Raw genomic sequence first — 14,102 nt, 5'->3', positions numbered from 1 at the left:
CCTATTCCTCCCACGCCTCCGCCAGCAATTGCCGCGTCTCACGCAACAACTGAGGCATCACCTTCACCCCGCCGACCACGGTGATGAAGTTCGCATCCCCGCCCCAGCGCGGAACGATGTGCTGGTGCAGGTGGTCGGCGAGCGAACCACCGGCCACCCCGCCCAGGTTGAGTCCCACGTTGAATCCGGCGGGCCGGGAGACCCGTTTCATCACGCGGATGGCCTGCTGGGTGAACGACATCAGTTCCGCGCTCTCGGCGGGCGTGAGATCTTCCAGGTCGGCTACCCGGCGGTACGGCACCACCATCATGTGCCCTGGGTTGTACGGGTACAAGTTGAGCACCGCGTACACCTGCTCGCCGCGGGCGATGATGAGCCCGTCCTCGTCCGACATCTTGGGGATGTCGGTGAACGGGTGCCCGGTGGCGTCCTTGGGCTTCACCTCGCCGGTGATGTAGGACATCCGGTAGGGCGTCCAGATCCGCTGTAACCGGTCGGGCCTGCCCGCCCCGGCGTCGACAATGGAGCCCGCCGACGCCTCGGCCTGCTCGCTCATGAGCTCGCCTTGACGATCTCGAAGCCCTCCGCGGTCGGCGAGGCGTTCTCCCGGTTGCCGACCCAGGCCACGATGGTGGCCACCGCGTCGTCGACGGGCACGCCGTTGACCTGGGTGCCGTCGCGGAACCGGAAGCTCACCGCGCCGGACTCCACGTCGCGGGCGCCGGCCAGCAGCATGAACGGCACCTTCTGCGCGGTCTGGTTGAAGATCTTCTTCTGCATGCGGTCGTCGCTGCGGTCCACCTGGGCGCGCACACCGGCGTCGGTCAGCTGCTCGATCACCGAATCGAGGTGCGGCACAAAGTTTTCCGCCACCGGAATGCCGACGACCTGCACCGGGGAGAGCCAAGCGGGGAACGCACCGGCGTAGTGCTCGGTGAGCACACCGAAGAACCGCTCGATGGAACCGAAGAGGGCACGGTGGATCATCACCGGGCGCTGCTTGGTGCCGTCGGAGGCGGTGTATTCGAGGTTGAACCGTTCGGGCAGGTTGAAGTCGAGCTGGATGGTCGACATCTGCCAGGTGCGGCCCAGCGCGTCCTTGGCCTGCACCGAGATCTTCGGGCCGTAGAACGCGGCGCCGCCCGGATCGGGGACCAGCTCGAGACCCGAGGCCGACGCCACCTTCGACAGGGTTTCGGTGGCCTCTTCCCACAGCTCGTCGGAGCCGACGAACTTCTTCGGGTCCTTGGTCGACAGCTCGAGGTAGAAGTCGTCGAGGCCGTAGTCCTTGAGCAGCGACAGCACGAAATTCAAGGTGGTGGTGAGCTCGCCGTGCATCTGCTCTTTGGTGCAGTAGATGTGGGCGTCGTCCTGGGTCATGCCACGCACGCGGGTCAGGCCGTGGATCACGCCGGACTTCTCGTAGCGGTACACCGAGCCGAACTCGAACATCCGCAGCGGCAGCTCACGGTAGGAACGGCCACGCGCCCGGAAGATCAGGTTGTGCATCGGGCAGTTCATCGGCTTGACGTAGTAGTCCTGGCCGGGCTTGCGCACGGTGCCGTCGTCGTTGAGTTCGGCATCCAGGTGCATGGCCGGGAACATGCCGTCGCGGTACCAGTCCAGGTGGCCGGAGGTCTCGAACAGCGCGCCCTTGGTGATGTGCGGGGTGTTGACGAACTCGTAGCCCGCATCGATGTGGCGCTGACGCGAGTACTCCTCCATCTCCTTGCGGATGATGCCGCCCTTGGGGTGGAACACCGGCAGGCCCGAGCCGAGCTCATCGGGGAAGGAGAACAGGTCGAGCTCGAGGCCCAGCTTTCGGTGGTCGCGGCGCTCGGCCTCGGCCAGCAGGTGCAGGTACTCGTCCATCGCCTCGGTCGATTCCCAGGCGGTGCCGTAGATGCGCTGCAGGTCCTCCCGGTCCTGATCGCCACGCCAGTACGCGGCCGAGGAGCGGGTGAGCTTGAAGGCGGGGATGAACTTGGTGGTGGGGATGTGCGGGCCGCGGCACAGGTCGCCCCACAGCTTCTCACCGGTGCGCGGGTCGAGGTTGTCGTAGATGGTCAGCTCGTTGCCGCCGACCTCCATGATCTCCGGGTCGTCGATGCCGGACTTGTCGCTGATGAGTTCGAGCTTGAACGGCTCACCGGCCAGCTCGACGCGCGCGTCCTCCACCTCGACCACGCGGCGCGAAAAGCGTTGTGCCCCTTTGATGATCTTCTTCATCCGGGATTCCAGCTTGGCCAGATCCTCGGGGGTGAACGGCCGCTCGACGCGGAAGTCGTAGTAGAAGCCGTCCTTGATCGGCGGACCGATGCCCAGCTTGGCCTCGGGGAACTCCTGCTGCACCGCCTGGGCGAGCACATGCGCGGCCGAGTGCCGGATCACGCTGCGCCCGTCCTCGGTGTTCGCGGCGACGGGCTCGACCTCGGCGTCTTCGGTGGGAACCCAGGACAGGTCCTTGAGGGCGCCCTCGGCGTCGCGCACGACGACGACGGTGTCGGGGCCCTTGGTCGGCAGACCCGCTTCCCGCACCGCCGCGCCCGCGGTAGTCCCGGCCGGCACGGTGACGAGCGCGACTGGGCTGATCGGTGCAGAGGTGGTCACGGGAATGCTCTCCTTGACGTCGCGTTCTGTGGGGCGGACCCCACAGCGGTGCGGGCCATCCCCGCACCGCGCCCAACTCTACTGGGGGTGGGATGGATCCCGGGGATCAGGCTTGCGACAGCAAGGCCGTGCGCTCGGCGGGTGGACGTTTGGGGCAACTGGTGCACATGGTGCAGGTGGGGACCTCGTAGACCAGGCAGCACGAGATCCGCTTGACGAACGTGCGGTCGGCGAGGGTGACGAAGCGTGGGGCGGGTAGCCGGGAACCGACCTCGGCGGCGAGTTGTTCGCCCGCTGCCCGAGCGCCCGCGTCGAGGGCCCGGTTGCCGATGGCGTCGGTGACGATCGCCCACAGGGCGGGCACCGCCGCCCCGGAAACCGCGGCTACCTGCGGGATCATGACTGCCAGCGTCTCGCGCAAGGCGGCACCGACAGCGGCGTCACCGGCGGATGTACGTTGCACGGCTTCACAGGCGGCACCGGACGCGGCGGGAGCGAAGGCGCGGAACCGCACTCGCTCCACTCCCCCGTCCGGGCGGATCTCGCACTCGAAGTCGTCGAGGGCGGCCAGCGGGGCCGGATAGCCCTTCGCGTAGGCGGAGGTGATGGGCTCGACCAGCGCCGAGGCGACCATGCACCACCACAGGGTGCCGCCGACGCGCCGGGTCTCGGTGCCCCACGAGCGGCTCATCTCGGTGATCCTGGCCGATATCCAGGCGGGATCGGTGAGCGCGCGGCCGGGGGCCGTGCTCACGACATCAGGGGACTGCGCAACCATGGCCAATCGACTCCGATCCACCCGCCGACCATCGAATATGTGCCGAGCAGCCACAACGTCACGACGACGAGGGCGAAGGTGGCGACCGCGCCGAGTGTCTTGATCACCCAGCCGCGTGAGGTGTACCAGTCCATGACGATCCGGTATTTGCCACGCACCCAGGTGAGGGTGTGGTGTGCCCACATGAACTCGGTGGCCAGGATGCCGAAGCCCGCGAACACGAGCGCCCAGCCAGGTCCCGGGTACGGGATCGTGATGATCCCGACGATCAGCACCAACCCACCGATCACGCCGACGGCGACGCGGTAGCCGGCGTTCAGGATAGGGCGGGCGGCAATGCCTTCCCGGAAGGCGCGCCCGCGATCCTTGATCGCGTCCCACCGTCCGGGCGAGCCGGAGGCGGTGGCCACGGTGTCGGATTCGGCGCGGTCGGCGGTCGGCTCGCTGGTCATCGTCTCAGCCTAACGAGCCGACCGCCGGCCGGTCACAGTCCGACGCCGAGGTCACCGTCGATGGTCCGGACGCCGTCGGCGGTCACCTCGAGCACCCGGGCACCGGCGATGTCGAAGAACAGCCCCGACACGACCAGCCCACGCTCCTCGACGGCACGCCGCACCGCGGGATGACGACGCAGCGTTTCCACCTGTACGGCCACGTTCACCATGCTGAGCTGGTCGACCTCGTCGAAGCCCGCCGCCCTGGCCGCCCGGACCACCGGATGACCCGCGCGGAACCGCTCCAGGCTGGCCTCGGCGTGCGCGAGCCAGGAACTGAGCCCGCCCTCGGCGTCGGCGCCGGTGTAGACCGCCTTCATCGCCCCGCAGGCGGAGTGCCCGCACACCACCACCGAGCGCACCGCGAGTTCGTCCAGCGCGAACGCCAGTGCCGCCTCGACGGAGTGGTCGCCGGTGATCGGCACCAGATTGCCCACGTTGCGCACGGTGAACAGGTCACCGGGACCGCTGGAGGTGATCACGTTGGGCACGATCCGAGAGTCGGCGCAGGTGAGGAAGAACGAGTCGGGGTCCTGCCGGTCGCGCAATCCGTCCAGGTGCGGCCGCACCACGTGGGCGTGGCTGCGATGGAAGGCCGACACACCGGCCCGCAGCGCGTCGCCGCCGGAGGCGCGGTGGCGCCACGGTCCGAGGAACTCGTCCCACACCTGCCGCCCGAAGCCGCGGGCGGGCGGCGCCGCGTCGGCACCGGCCATCCGCGCACTGCCGATCTCCACGAAATCGACACGGCCGCCGGAACTTTCCAGCTGACGCTGCCAGTCTTCGATGGCCTCGAAGGCGGCGTGGTCGAGGAAGTCGACGGTCATCTCCACCGTCACCTCGGCACCGGCGGGCACCTTGGCCAGTTCCGAGGACAGCTTGGGCAGTGCGAGGAAGGTGCACGATCCGTCGATGCGGACCAGCCAGCGCGCTCCCATCGGCACCGCGCTCACCTGCACCCGCACCACGCGCCACAGCAGCAGCGCGAAGGCGAGCCCGAGCCCGAGCAGCACGCCCTCCAGCAGGTTCAGGAATACGACGCCGAGCACCGTGACGAGGTAGATCAGCAGGTCACCGGTACGTTTGGCGGACCGGATGTGGGCGATCTTCACCAGCTGGATGCCGATCACGATGAGCAGACCGGCCAGCGCGGCCATCGGGATCTGCTCGACCAGCCCGACCAGCGCCACGGAGAACACCAGCACCCAGACACCGTGCATGATCGCCGAGGCACGTGAGCGCGCGCCCGCGGCCACATTGGCCGAACTGCGCACGATCACACCGGTGATCGGCAGGCCGCCGACCAGGCCCGAGAGCACGTTCGCCGAGCCCTGGCCGACGAGTTCACGGTCGAAATCGGTGCGCGGACCGGTGTGCATCTTGTCGACGGCGACCGCCGAGAGCAGGCTCTCCACGCTGGCGATGAGCGCGATGGTGAGCACCATCATGGCCACGCCCGCCCAGTTACCCGAGGGCAGCTGCGGCAGTTGCAGGGCGTCGAAGATCGAGCCGTCGAGGACGATGCGGTCGATGTCGGTGAACAGGAACGAGATCAGTGTGCCGACGACCACCGCGACGAGCGGGCCGGGCACCGCGCGCAAGGCCGGTGGGACGTACTTCCAGCCGAGCATCACCGCGATCACCACGGCACCGACGAGGGCGCCGCCGCCGTGCACGGACAGCAGCTGACCGGGCAGTTCGACGAGATTGCGCCATGCGCTGCTGTGCGAGGAACCACCGAGCAGCACGTGGATCTGCTGCAGCGCGATGGTGATTCCGATACCCGCGAGCATCGCGTGTACCACGACGGGCGCCACGGCGAGGGCGGCGCGCGCGATCCGGCTCAGCCCGAACAGGATCTGCAGCACCCCGGCGGCGGCGACGATGAAACAGGTTGTCCGCCAGCCGAACTGGGTAATAGATTCGGCAACGACGACGGTGAGTCCGGCGGCGGGACCACTGACCTGCAGGACCGAACCGCCGAGCGAACCGGCGACGATACCGCCGATCACGGCGGCAACGAGTCCGGCGGCGACCGGTGCGCCGGAGGCGACCGCGATGCCGAGCGACAGCGGCAACGCGACCAGGAAGACGACAATGGAGGCGGGCAGATCATGACGCACTATGTTCTGCAACCGCGGTGGGCGGGACGGCTTTTCGGGTAGCGGCGCGACCTCGGGCTCGGGCGGAGCGAGATCTTGATCTACGGACATGTCTCTCCTTCGCGCAGGGAACCCCGGTGCGACGGCGAACCGGGAAGGAATGGCATCGGTGATCAATCTATTGGTAAAGATTTGGCAAAACCAGTGTGCCGCAACAACAGTGGGAGTGGCCATAATCTTGCCGCCATCGTGTTGTGGCCCACAGCAATTCGCTATCGGTGAGCCGGGACACACCGCTCCGCCGCCGTGACGCGCCGAATGGCCGTAACAGTGTGCGGCAGCGCAGAATTCACAACATCCGAAGCATTGACGGTAGCCATCATTCTCCTTCGCCGGAGCGGTGAGGCGTCCGGTTCATCGGTCGAACATGCACTGGCAACAGACACTGAGCTGCGAGAAGAGCCCTCGGAAACGGGCCGGGATCAATAGTAAAGACTTACCCAAGCTCGCGAAAAGGTTCTGACCCGAATTGCTACGCAACTGTGATGTGTGCCACAGCTGGCACTAGGGACCGAAGCGATCAGGAATCGAGAAGCTCCGGTGATCCAGGCGTGGAAATGTCGTCCCCATGAACACAACCGCCAGGGTTCGCCGGGCGCACCGGCTGATCGCCGTCACCTTTGTCGCCACACTGGTCGTCACCGTGCTCGTGCTTGCCTTGCGCGGTCCGCAGTGGGTGTCCTACCTGCCGCTGGCCCCGCTCGCCGGGCTCTTCGTTTCCGGTGCGTGGATGTACGTGCGCGGGCGGCGGCGCCCGGTCATCGGGCGGGCGCGGCAGGTGCATCGCTGGTCGGGGGTGGTGTTCACGCTCGCCGTGCTCGCCACGATCGTGGCGCTGTCACTGCCCGATCCGATCGTGTGGGTCTCCTACCTCCCGCTGATACCGCTGGCGGCCCTGTTGTTCACCGGGCTGTTCATGCTGGTCTCGCCGGTCCGGGCACGCCGCACCGCCTGATCGAGGACTCGTCACGGGCAGGCGGGCGGCGATACCGAGCGATGACCTCAACCGATCCGGACCACTCTGGCCCACGCGGGCGGTCGGTCGGGCACGTAGTACGGATCGTTCTCCGACACAGCATGTTCGCGGCGGAACAGGCCGACGACGGTTCGACAGGACGGGCGCGCCGACGGCCACGGTGTCTGGCCGTCGGTCAGCGCGACGAGGACGTCCGGTCGGGTGCGCAGGGCGCGGGTGAATCCGGTCCGCAGGTCGGTGCCGCCGCCTCCGATGAGGGTGATTCCCTCGGCGCGGCACACCGGGTCGGCGATGCGGGCGGCCGCGTCGCACGACCACACGGTGAGCAGGTCGTGGCGGCCACCGAGGGTGCGGGTGATCGCGGCGACTTCCAGTAGGGCACTACCCAATTCGTCGTCACTGACCGACCCCGACGTATCGATGACGACCCCCACCCGTGGCGGTGTCCGGCGCAGACTCGGCAGCACCACCCCCGGCAGGCTCGCCGCGCGCCTGGCGGGTCGCCCGTACCGGTAGTCGGCACCCGCGCCCGCCGCGGTCGCCGCCGAGCGCAGGGCCGCGCCGAGCAGATCACGCCACGGCTGCGGTGGGTGCAGCGCCTCCTTCGCCCAGCGCCGCCAGCCCGCGGGTGCGTCGCCTGGTCGGCCGATGATGGCCTGGGCGACGCGGAAGCGCACCGCGTCGCGTTCCTGGGTGTCGAGCCCGTCGGCGCCGTCGGGACCGAGATCCCAGGGGCGCTCCGCCCCGTCGGCACCGCTGCCGCAGTCGAGCCAGGCCATGTCCTCGGTAAGGCGACCGAGGCGGAACTGCCGCAGATATTCCTCCATCAGTTCACCCTCGGCCAACCCCAGCCGTGCGGGCGTGACCGCGCCCTCGGGGACGACGAGGCCGTCGCCGAAGGCGTCGTCGTTGATCTCGGCGTCGGCGGCGATATTGCGGCGCAGTTGCTCGGCGGGTCCGTCCAGATTGTGTGCTCGGGCGAAACGTTCGCCGCGCTCGTGGTGTTCGCGCAACAGGTGCGAGACCTCGTGAACCAGCACCGAGGCCAGTTCCTCGACCGGTGTGCGGTCGACGAAACCCGGTGCGACATAACACCGCCAGTACCGGTCGACGCCCATCGTCGGCACCTGCCGTGATTCGACGAGGTGCAGGGCGAACAGCGCGGTCGCCAGGTAGGGGCGGGCCCGGACCGCGTGCAGGCGGGCGGCGTAGAGCTTGTCGATGTCGAAGCTCATCGGCTCACCTTCGCCGCGACGCGGGCGGCCGCCCGGTCCGCGCGTTGCGAGATCGACACCACGCCCGCGAGTTCCTCGATCGCGGCGGGCACCACCCAGTCGTCGCGGCGCAGGGTGGCCAGGGTGGTGGCGGGCACGACCACCAGGTCCGGGGCACCCGTCCGGACGGCCCGCACCAGCAGTGCCCAGGCCGCGTCCCATCGCGCCCGGTTCGGCTGGTTGCGGACGGCGGCGACGACGCCGTCCAGGACCACCTGGCGCAGATCGCCTCGCTCGGGCAGGTCGGCGACGGCCGGGTCGGCGAGCAGGATTTCCGGGTCGGGCAGGTCCATCCGGTCCATGCTGGTGAGCAGTTCGAATCCGGGTCCGTCACCGACGGTGCCGCGGATCAGCTGTGCGAGGACCTCGCGGTCGGCGCCCGCTGCGGTGGCGAACGCGATCAGCCGCATCGTCATCTCCCAGCTGCGCGGTGAGGCCCACGCCCCGCCCCGCCGTGTTTCGGTCGTCGGCAGCTGGTGTGCGAGGGCGGGGCGTGCGGTGAGGAGCGCACACACCGATCTGCGCGCGAAAGCGACTGCCTCCGGCAGCTTTTCGGAGTCCAGTCGCGGCAGCTCCGCGTTCGGCCAGGTGCCGCCCAGACCACGTACGACCACCTCCGGGTCGTGGGTCCAGTGCAGATGTACGAAACGGTTGGCCAGTGGCGGGCTGAGTTCCCAGCCGTCGGCGGCGGACGACCTAGGGTTCGCCGCCGCGACGATGCGCACCCCCGGAGGTAGCCGCAACGCACCGACCCGACGTTCGAGCACCAGCCGCAGCAGCGCCGCCTGCACGGCCGGTGGGGCGGTGGACAATTCGTCCAGGAACAGCAGCCCGCGACCGGCCTGGGCGAGTTGCACCGCCCAGTCCGGCGGCGCCATGGGGACACCGTCGACGGCCGGGTCGGCGCCGGGGATCGGCAGACCCGAGAAGTCCGAGGGCTCGTGCACGCTCGCGATGACGGTGGTGAGTGGCAGGTCGAGGGATTCGGCGAGCTGGGTGAGCGCGGCGGTCTTGCCGATCCCGGGTTCACCCCACAGCAGCACCGGCAGATCGGCGGCGACGGCCAAAGTGAGTGCCTCGAGTTGTGGATTGCGGCGTGGTTCGGTGGTGGTGCGGCCGAGCAGGTTCAGGAGTTCGTCGGCGACATCGAGTTGGGCAGCGTGCGGTCGGGGTGCGGTCGATTCACCTCGGATATCGGCTGATGCCGGATCGGGCCCCGGGGCCGAGACAGTCGCGACGTACTGCGTGGACAGATCGGAAAAGTGCACGGTCATGAATCACCTTGGGGGTGTGAGAGTTCGGGTGCCTGATGGGTTCGCTGCGCGCCGGTGAGCCCGGCGGCAGGGTCAGGAAAGGACGTGGCGGTTGTCGTGGCGGGCCAGGCGCTGGAGGAGCTTGCGGTCACGTCCGTGGCGCAGCCCTGCCCGTTGCAGGCGGTCGGCGAGGGTACGCGGGGCGTCCTTGCCGAGACCCGCGAAGATCTCGGACCGATACAGGCCGTAGGTGATCCGGCGGCGTGCCGCCCGGTCGAGGGCGTCGCGCAACGGTCCGTCCCGCAGCACGGCACCCGCGCCGAGCAGTTCCTCGACGACGGCCAGGGCTCCGGCAGTGTCGCCGTGGTCGAGACGTTCACGGACACCGTCGATCCAGTCGGGTCGGCGATGCGCCGCATCGATCACGCGCAGGCACGGCAGGGCGACACCGGTCAGAGCCACCAGGAGTTCCTCCCGCTCGACCTCGGCCGGGTCGTGGTCGAGCGCGCTGAGTGTCCCGTTCACCAAGCCGATCCGATGCGTCTCACCTCGGCATTCGACGAGGTGTGTTCGTGGGGGCGGGGTTCGCGTTCGGGTAGGCGACCGTTCCGCCATCGGGACGAGCGCCTCGGCGACCAGCGGGTGGAGCCGGTCGGCTGTGATGGCACCGGCGCGCAGGAGGTCCAGGTCCGGAAGCGTCCAGGTGGCGGCATCGGGCAGGATCGGCAAGGCGGTCAGGCGACCGCGCGGGTGGTCCGTCACGATTCGCACGATCGGACCCCACCCCGGCGCCGGTTCTCCCGATGCTTTCGGTGCGGGTTCCACCTCCAGCACCACCTGCCGTCGAGCACCGAATCGGACCAGTACCCGCTGGGACGACGCTCGTGCCGCGCCCGCGGAAACCGGCTGCGCCGAACCCTTCTCGGCGTGTGACGTCATCGGCCGCTGCTCGGCGCGAAGCAGCCGGACTGCCTCGGCGGCCCACTGCTCGACCGCACAATTCGTCGGCACTTCGATCAGCCCACGGTCGGCGGGCGAGGTCGAGCCGGAGACGAATCTCGCCGCGACACCCGGATCACCGGTCTCGCCCGATGATGCCCCGCACCGCATCCCCAGTTCCCCGGCTCGGCGGGCGTCCCAGAGGTGGCGGTGCAGGTCGAGTCGGTAGCGCCGGTTCGGTCGCGGGTGCGGGTGCAGGCTCGACCCGGTGTCGGAGCCGTCCCATATGGCGAGGCTGATGCGCTGACCGGCATCGGCCCATGCCGGTGCCGTCCGCACCACCAGATGCACGAATCCGTCTCGGCCATAGGATGTTTCGCTCGCGTATCGAGCCAATGCCAGCGTCAGGCCCGGCCGGAGCAATCCGTCGGGTGCGACTCTCGGCAGGTGCCAGCGCAGCAGATCCGGGGCAAGATACCGCAAGTCGGTACGGACCCGAGCGGCGAGTTCGCGGCCGTGTTTCCGGGCCAGCGCGCGGAGATCGATATCGGTATCGACGTGCGCCGCAGCGCAGGCCCCCGCCCAATCACCGACACCGCGCCGAGCGGTGGCCGCATCGATCATCGTCGGTGGCACGGCGAACTCGCGCACACGTGACCAGAGGGCGAGGCGGGAATCGAGCGAACAGGAAGCCGGTTCCAGGACCGGCGAGGGGCTCAACGGCCCGGGCGGAGGATGCCCTTTCCACTTGTCGTCATCAGCCGAGTATGCACAATCGGCCGCCAGGCGACAAGCGGCAGCGGCGATCCCATCTCTCGGCGACCGCGGTGATCGGCCGGGGCGGCACCACCCTCGCCGACATGCTCGACGTCGCGCTTCCCCGGACGTCGGAGCGGCCGGACTACTCTCGAAAAATGGCCTCTACCTCGCACGACGAGCACGGATCCACGGCGCTCACCGTAGTCGGCGACTTGTGGTCACCAGCGTGTGCGGCGGTCCGGACATTCCTCAGCCGCAACGAAATTGCTTGCCGCTGGATACAACCCGCCGATCCGGAGGCGCGGCGGCTGCTGGCCGATCACGGGTTCGGCGCCGAGGACACGCCCGTCTTGATCGACTCCGCGGCGGGCCCTGCGACCGACGGACGAGGCACAGCTGGCGCGGTGGGTCGGGTTACACACCGAACCCAGCTGCGGCAACTACGACCTGATGATCGTCGGCGGCGGCCCGGCAGGCATGGCGGCCGCCGTCTACAGCGCGTCGGAGGGGTTGCACACCGTCGCGCTCGAGCGGTGGGCGATCGGCGGGCAGGCCGGGCTGAGCTCCCGGATCGAGAACTATCTCGGTTTCCCGGACGGCATTTCCGGCGCCCAGCTCACCGATCGGGCACGGCGTCAGGCGGGCAAGTTCGGCGCCGAGCTGGTGATCAGTTCCCGCGCCGAGCAACTCGACGTCACTCCGAACGGCTTCACCGTGCGATGCACGGACAACCTCGAGGTGTCGGCGAAATCGGTGATCATCGCGACCGGCGCCACCTTACGCACCCTCGACGCACCCGGCATCGACCGGTTCGCCGGGCGCGGCGTGTACTACTTCTCGGCGCTCACCGAGGCACCGCTGTGCGCGGGCTCCGTGGTGTACATCGTCGGGGGCGCGAACTCGGCCGGGCAGGCGGCGATCTACTTCGCCGAGGGTGCGGCCAGGGTGATCATGCTGATCCGCGGCTCGTCGCCGGCCGCCGAGATGTCGGCCTATCTCATCGAGCAGATCGAGGCGAACCCGCGCATCGAGGTCCGCCTCGACACCGAGATCGCGGCCGCCGCGGGCAACACCCATCTCGAACGCCTCACCCTGCGCACCCGCAGCACCGGCGCACTGGAAGAAGTCCCTGCCACCTGGCTGTTCGCTTTCATCGGCGCCGACCCCGCCACCACGTGGCTCGGCCCCGCGTTCGCCCGCGACGCCAAGGGCTACCTCCTCACCGGCCCCGACATCGCCACCGTCGTCGGCGATTCCTCCCCGTGGCCCCTCTCCCGCGCACCTCTCCACCTGGAAACCACCGTCCCTGGCGTCTTCGCCGCAGGCGATGTCCGCGCCTTCACCGGACATCGGGTAGCCGCCGCTGTCGGCGAGGGTTCCATGGCCGTGATGCTCGTTCACAAATACCTGCACGACTGACACCCTTGACCGACCGGTCGGTCATTCCTATGCTGTGTCGAGCGATCGGAGGGGATCATGCGGGTATCCGTCGAGACCAGGTATGGCACAGTGGCCGTGCATCTGAGTGGGCGCGATCCGGTTGGGCGGACGGGATTGCTTCTCCTCCATGCCAATCCGGGTGATCACCGCGATTTCTCCGCCGTCTTGCCTGCCTTGGGTGAGCAGTGGCCGGTGGCCGCGCTCGATTGGCCCGGATTCGGTGATTCGACGGTGTCCGACCCTGCGGCTCTGCGAACGCCGGTGCTGCCGATGATCGCGAGCCGCGTTCTCGAAGTACTGCGGGCCGAGCACGGTTTCGGACCCGTCGTCGTGCTCGGTAACAGTGTCGGCGGGTATGCCGCCGCACGCCTGGCCGAACGCGAACCCGAGCATGTGCGTGCCGCTGTGCTCGTGCAACCGGCCGGGTTCGTGCCCCATGGCCTTGTCGTGCGGGCGATGTCGCGGATCATGTCGGCGCACGCTGTCGCCGCGCGCACGGTAGGGCCCGCCGCGCGCCTCTACCTCGGGCCGCCCGGTCGCGGCGCCATACGCCCGATCCTCGAACGCGCACGCCGGGTGCGCGACGACCCGCAGCGGCTGACGGTGTACCGCAGGCTCTGGGCGACCATCGCCGACCCCGATCTCGACCTGGCCGCGAACGGCCCGTTGCCGATCCAGGCCCCGGTTCAGGTGGTGTGGGGCCGCAACGATCCGATCAATCCGTGGGTGCTCAACCGGCGCGGTCTCGCGGCAGCCCTGCCGCACGCCGAGGTGACGGTCCTTCCCACCCGGCACGAACCCTTCTGCGAGGCGCCACAGCTGTTCCTCGATACGGTGACACCGTTTCTGCGTGCGCACAGCGAGGTGAACCGATGAGATCTCCGGAGCCCGGGCGCCGCGCGCTACTCGACGCGGGCCGCGCTCTGCTCGGCAGCGAGAACCTGAGCAAGGTGTCGGTCAACGCCATCACGGCCGGGGCGGGCATGGCCAAAGGCAGCTTCTACCAGCACTGGCCCAGCCGCGAGGAGTACCTCCTCGCCCTGCACCGCGAGTTCCACGACACCCTCTTCGCCCGTGTCCGGGCCGCCATCGCCGACCTCCCACCCGGCGCCGAACGCCTGCGCACCGGCATCGATGTCTACCTGGACGGCTGCCTGGCCGACCCGGCCACCAAGGCCCTGCTGGTCCAGGCGCGTACCGATGCGGGCCTGGGCGGCGAAGTCGCCCACCGCAACGCCCTGGCCGCCGACATCGCCACCGAGGACCTGACCGCGATCGGCTGGCCCGACCCCCACCCCGTCGCAGTCCTCCTCATCGCCGCGATCGCCGAAACCGCCCTCCTGGAACTCGACGCCACCGCCCCCCGCCCCGATCTGCGCGCGGCGCTGCTCGGATTGGCCGAGCGCTGACCGTGCCG

General features: G+C 69.2%; 12 protein-coding genes. 4 read left to right on the top strand and 8 right to left on the bottom strand.

Annotated features, from left to right (window positions below):
• Position 1: 1 nt before the first annotated feature.
• The 5 genes from ACSVDM_RS01105 to ACSVDM_RS01085 form a co-directional block, all read right to left on the bottom strand.
• On the bottom strand, positions 2 to 556 hold the full coding sequence (locus tag ACSVDM_RS01105; RefSeq protein WP_225280563.1) for an HIT family protein: 555 nt from the start codon (positions 554 to 556) through the stop codon (positions 2 to 4).
• A complete protein-coding gene (gene thrS, locus ACSVDM_RS01100; RefSeq protein WP_439262073.1) occupies positions 553 to 2,610 on the bottom strand; it encodes a threonine--tRNA ligase in 2,058 nt (685 codons plus the stop codon). Before thrS ends, ACSVDM_RS01105 begins: the two co-directional genes overlap by 4 nt.
• A 106-nt stretch (positions 2,611 to 2,716) precedes the next feature.
• Entirely contained in the window at positions 2,717 to 3,364 is a 648-nt protein-coding gene (locus tag ACSVDM_RS01095) for a (2Fe-2S)-binding protein (RefSeq protein ID WP_439262071.1), read from the bottom strand.
• Entirely contained in the window at positions 3,361 to 3,840 is a 480-nt protein-coding gene (locus tag ACSVDM_RS01090) for a TIGR02611 family protein (RefSeq protein ID WP_084456439.1), read from the bottom strand. The genes ACSVDM_RS01095 and ACSVDM_RS01090 overlap by 4 nt, the downstream gene beginning before the upstream one ends.
• Before the next feature lie 32 nt (positions 3,841 to 3,872).
• On the bottom strand, positions 3,873 to 6,095 hold the full coding sequence (locus ACSVDM_RS01085; protein WP_439262069.1) for a SulP family inorganic anion transporter: 2,223 nt from the start codon (positions 6,093 to 6,095) through the stop codon (positions 3,873 to 3,875).
• 517 nt (positions 6,096 to 6,612) lie between these two features.
• Here ACSVDM_RS01085 and ACSVDM_RS01080 point away from each other — a divergent pair.
• Entirely contained in the window at positions 6,613 to 6,999 is a 387-nt protein-coding gene (locus ACSVDM_RS01080) for a hypothetical protein (protein WP_439262067.1), read from the top strand.
• Between the two features lie 47 nt (positions 7,000 to 7,046).
• On the opposite strand, the gene ACSVDM_RS01075 is transcribed toward ACSVDM_RS01080, so the two are convergent.
• The 3 genes from ACSVDM_RS01075 to ACSVDM_RS01065 form a co-directional block, all read right to left on the bottom strand.
• Positions 7,047 to 8,255, bottom strand: a complete 1,209-nt coding sequence (locus ACSVDM_RS01075) for a vWA domain-containing protein (RefSeq protein WP_439262065.1) — start codon at positions 8,253 to 8,255, stop codon at positions 7,047 to 7,049.
• Positions 8,252 to 9,568 (bottom strand): AAA family ATPase, encoded by a 1,317-nt coding sequence (locus ACSVDM_RS01070; RefSeq protein WP_439262063.1) that lies wholly within the window; start codon positions 9,566 to 9,568, stop codon positions 8,252 to 8,254. Before ACSVDM_RS01070 ends, ACSVDM_RS01075 begins: the two co-directional genes overlap by 4 nt.
• Positions 9,569 to 9,640: 72 nt before the next feature.
• Positions 9,641 to 11,137 (bottom strand): hypothetical protein, encoded by a 1,497-nt coding sequence (locus ACSVDM_RS01065; RefSeq protein ID WP_439262062.1) that lies wholly within the window; start codon positions 11,135 to 11,137, stop codon positions 9,641 to 9,643.
• 558 nt (positions 11,138 to 11,695) lie between these two features.
• Between ACSVDM_RS01065 and ACSVDM_RS01060 the strand changes: the two genes are divergently transcribed.
• Genes ACSVDM_RS01060 through ACSVDM_RS01050 form a run of 3 tightly spaced genes read left to right on the top strand, consistent with a single transcriptional unit; the run spans position 11,696 to position 14,094 of the window.
• Positions 11,696 to 12,664 carry an NAD(P)/FAD-dependent oxidoreductase gene (locus ACSVDM_RS01060; RefSeq protein WP_439262060.1) on the top strand — a complete coding sequence of 323 codons (969 nt, stop codon included), beginning with the start codon at positions 11,696 to 11,698 and terminating at the stop codon, positions 12,662 to 12,664.
• Positions 12,665 to 12,721: 57 nt separating this feature from the next.
• Positions 12,722 to 13,561 carry an alpha/beta fold hydrolase gene (locus ACSVDM_RS01055; RefSeq protein WP_439262058.1) on the top strand — a complete coding sequence of 280 codons (840 nt, stop codon included), beginning with the start codon at positions 12,722 to 12,724 and terminating at the stop codon, positions 13,559 to 13,561.
• Positions 13,558 to 14,094: a TetR/AcrR family transcriptional regulator gene (locus tag ACSVDM_RS01050; protein ID WP_439262056.1), complete on the top strand. Its 537-nt coding sequence runs from the start codon at positions 13,558 to 13,560 to the stop codon at positions 14,092 to 14,094. The genes ACSVDM_RS01055 and ACSVDM_RS01050 overlap by 4 nt, the downstream gene beginning before the upstream one ends.
• The last annotated feature ends 8 nt before the right edge of the window (positions 14,095 to 14,102 follow it).

The sequence above is a fragment of the Nocardia sp. JW2 genome (assembly GCF_051843015.1).
GTDB lineage: Bacteria > Actinomycetota > Actinomycetes > Mycobacteriales > Mycobacteriaceae > Nocardia > Nocardia coubleae.
Note: the sequence above shows the minus strand (reverse complement) of the source record. Positions and strands in the feature narration are given on the sequence as shown.

What these genes read in the sequence shown, in the direction of transcription:
- ACSVDM_RS01080 (WP_439262067.1), top strand. Translation starts at nt 6,613, where the DNA reads ATGAACACAACCGCCAGGGTTCGCCGGGCGCACCGGCTGATCGCCGTC.
- ACSVDM_RS01055 (WP_439262058.1), top strand. Translation starts at nt 12,722, where the DNA reads ATGCGGGTATCCGTCGAGACCAGGTATGGCACAGTGGCCGTGCATCTG.
- ACSVDM_RS01090 (WP_084456439.1), bottom strand. Translation starts at nt 3,840, where the DNA reads ATGACCAGCGAGCCGACCGCCGACCGCGCCGAATCCGACACCGTGGCC.
- ACSVDM_RS01085 (WP_439262069.1), bottom strand. Translation starts at nt 6,095, where the DNA reads ATGTCCGTAGATCAAGATCTCGCTCCGCCCGAGCCCGAGGTCGCGCCG.
- ACSVDM_RS01050 (WP_439262056.1), top strand. Translation starts at nt 13,558, where the DNA reads ATGAGATCTCCGGAGCCCGGGCGCCGCGCGCTACTCGACGCGGGCCGC.
- ACSVDM_RS01060 (WP_439262060.1), top strand. Translation starts at nt 11,696, where the DNA reads ATGATCGTCGGCGGCGGCCCGGCAGGCATGGCGGCCGCCGTCTACAGC.
- ACSVDM_RS01105 (WP_225280563.1), bottom strand. Translation starts at nt 556, where the DNA reads ATGAGCGAGCAGGCCGAGGCGTCGGCGGGCTCCATTGTCGACGCCGGG.
- ACSVDM_RS01075 (WP_439262065.1), bottom strand. Translation starts at nt 8,255, where the DNA reads ATGAGCTTCGACATCGACAAGCTCTACGCCGCCCGCCTGCACGCGGTC.
- ACSVDM_RS01070 (WP_439262063.1), bottom strand. Translation starts at nt 9,568, where the DNA reads ATGACCGTGCACTTTTCCGATCTGTCCACGCAGTACGTCGCGACTGTC.